At 69.6% G+C, this 2,810-nt stretch carries 3 protein-coding genes; all 3 read right to left on the minus strand.

Translation table 11 applies throughout. The features are described from left to right. Positions 1-286: 286 nt before the first annotated feature. Positions 287-1,162 (minus strand): NAD(P)H-binding protein, encoded by an 876-nt coding sequence (locus AB0D01_RS39585; protein WP_363064260.1) that lies wholly within the window; start codon positions 1,160-1,162, stop codon positions 287-289. A gap of 70 nt (positions 1,163-1,232) precedes the next feature. Next, entirely contained in the window at positions 1,233-2,072 is an 840-nt protein-coding gene (locus tag AB0D01_RS39590) for a DUF3626 domain-containing protein (protein WP_363064262.1), read from the minus strand. 131 nt (positions 2,073-2,203) lie between these two features. Continuing rightward, positions 2,204-2,701, minus strand: a complete 498-nt coding sequence (locus AB0D01_RS39595; protein WP_363064264.1) for a GNAT family N-acetyltransferase — start codon at positions 2,699-2,701, stop codon at positions 2,204-2,206. Positions 2,702-2,810: the final 109 nt, after the last annotated feature.

The raw sequence follows: 2,810 nt of genomic DNA on the forward strand, positions 1-2,810 counted from the left end.
TTTGTACTCACCCTCTCGGGCTTTCCTCCGGGCTTTCGTTCTGTGTTCTTGCGTTTCCGACTCTATCAGACTCTTTCGGGCCCGATTTTCCTCGGTGCTTTCGAGGTTCTGCGCTTTCGCGCTTTCCCTTTCCGGCGGTTCCGACTCTATCAGAAGTTTTCCACCGGATTTCCCGGCTTCAGACTTTCCGAAGGAAGAGTCGACACAGCCCACACGGATTCTCATCCAGGTGGGTTGTGGGGGTTGTCGCTGCCGAACTTGTCCAGTTCGAGGCAACCGTTTGACTCTACAACCCTCCCCCCGAGGAGTCAAAACGAGGCCCACCGAAGGCCGGTGCGTGCTCCGCGGCCCACTGCTCGAACGTCCTGGCCTGCGAGCCGGTGATCCGCTCGACCGTGTCCCGTACCGCCAGGAGCTCGTCGTTGACGTCCCCGCCCATGAGGTCGAGCACCGCGTCCGCGCCTTCCGCGCCGAAGAGCGCCGCCATGTCGCGATGGGCCTGCCCGCGGTCGATCTCGGCGAACGGCACCTGCCGCCCCAGTGCCTTCGCGATCGCCTCCACCTGTTCCCTGGGCGTCACCCGGACCGGGCCCGTCAGGGCGTACGTCCTCCCCCGGTGCTCGGGATCGGTCAGCGCGGCCTGGGCGACCGCGGAGATGTCACCGGGGTGGATCGTGGGCAGGCCGGTGTCCGCGTACGGGACACGGACCGGCTCCCCGGCGAGGATCGCCGGCGCCCACCACAGGGTGTTGGAGGCGTACTGCGTCGGTCGCAGGATCGTCCACGCCATCCCGCTGCCCTTGAGGAGTTTCTCGACGGCCAGGTTCTCGCGGGCCGGGCCGAGGTGGGGGTGCGTCTGCACCGTCACCGACGAGACCAGGACGACGTGCTCCACACCCGCCCTCCGGGCGGCGTCGAGGACCTCCTCGTCCGCCCCCACCCGCGACGGAAGGAACATCGAGTGCACCCCCGCGAGCGCCGGCCCCAGGGAGGCCGCCTCCGCCAGGTCCCCCTCGACCGCCTCCACCCCTGCGGGAAAGGCAGCCCGCCCCACGTCGCGGGTCAGCCCGCGCAGGCCTCCCGTCGTGCCCTCTCCCCGCGAAGCCAGCGCGTCCAGCAACACACGGCCGATGTTTCCGGTGGCTCCGGTCACGAGCATCATCAGTGCGTCCCTCCCCCTGTAGTGGGTGATCACCCACGGCGCGACGCTACGAGCTCAACCGCGCTTCAGGTCAAGGGCGCCCGAACCGCGCCAGGTAGTGCCACACCTTCTTGACGGCCTGGGGGTCATGGCCGCCGGCCCGCGCGGCGTCTCCGACGATGCGAGGGTCGAGTACGCCGTCCACCGCCATCCGCTCGGCCAGGTCGACGTACTCCTGGCCGCGGTAGTCGGGGTGGCTTCGGAGCTCCTCGGCCTGGAGCCGGAAGCCGGGGTGCCACTCCACCGGGCAGCCGATCCGCAGGGCCGCGGTCTCCACCGTCGTCCCCCGGTAGCAGGGATCGAGCACGAGCGCCTCCGCGTGGGCACGCAGCCGGACCGGCCCGTGTACCTGTGCCTCGATGTAGTCGTCCAGCTCGTCCTGACGATCGGCGAGGGCCGGCCCGATGAGGCCCATGCGGTCCGCCACGCCGAAGTCCGCCGGCTCCAGATGGCTGTCCGGGTAGCAGAACGTGCTGCGGGGCAGGACCTCGGCGACCAGCCGAAAATGGGCCGAGCCGAACCGCGGAGCCCCGCCGACCGGCTTACGGCGGAAGTTCAACGCACCGTAGACAGGCCGCTCTTGGGCGGGCGCTTCGTCGTACGCCCCACCGAAGATGCGGCTCTCCCAGCGCCAACGGTCCCCGCCGGGACGCGCGGTCAGTCCACCGTTGCTGGTCCCCGTGACGAACTGCGAGCGGTAGAGGCCGGCTTCGGCGAGGGCGTCCAGGATCGGTCTGCCGTGCAGCAGACGGTCCGGGTGGAAGTTGAGCGTCACCCGAAGGGCCGGGTCCACCGGAGGACCCGCCGCGAGTTCCGTGACGTGCCGAAGGGCCCGTTCCTGAGGCGCCTGGGAGGAGGAGGGGAGGCTCATCGGCACAGTGTCGTCCCACGTGATCAACCGGCGCACCCGGATTCTCCACCGGCCCCACTGTAGGCAGCCCAAGAGGGCTTGCAGGAGCGGCAGTTCGTCTCATCTCCCCCGATCACGGGACCCGCCGTCGCTCACGGTCCTGGCTCCCGCCGAAGGTCCCGTACGAAGCGGATCCCGGGGCGGCCGGCCACGTCGAGTTCGCCGGCCTCGATGAAGCCGGTACGGGCGAGAACCGTGCGGGAGCCGACGTTGTCGAGGGTCGTGACCGCCCTCAGGTCACGCAGGCCGTACCGCTCGACGGCGAGGTCGCACACCGCACGCACCGCGGCCGTCGCCCGGCCCCGCCCCGTCGCACGCTCGGCGATGCGGTACCCCAGCTCGGCCGAACCGTCCGCCACGTCAATGAGGTTGACCCGCCCGAGGATCGCGCCGTCCTCCGCCACCAGGAGGTGGAAGAAGTGCAGCCCCGCATCCTGCTCGGCCAGCAGCTCGCCGTGTCGCTCGTCGAACCGGTCGAAGTACTGGTCGCCGCGGTCGGGGACGAGGGAGGCGAAGTAGGCGCGGTTCTCCCGCTCGAAGTCGAGCAGGGCCTTCGCGTGGTCGTCACGAAGCAACTGAAGTTCCGGCATGCGGTGATGCTACGGGCCGGCCCGGTGGTCTACCTGGCCGTAAACGCAGAAAAGCCCCGCACCATAAGGTGCGGGGCTTTCCCACAATGATTGTTCGGCGGCGTCCTAC

Source organism: Streptomyces sp. NPDC048606, assembly GCF_040650855.1.
GTDB lineage: Bacteria > Actinomycetota > Actinomycetes > Streptomycetales > Streptomycetaceae > Streptomyces.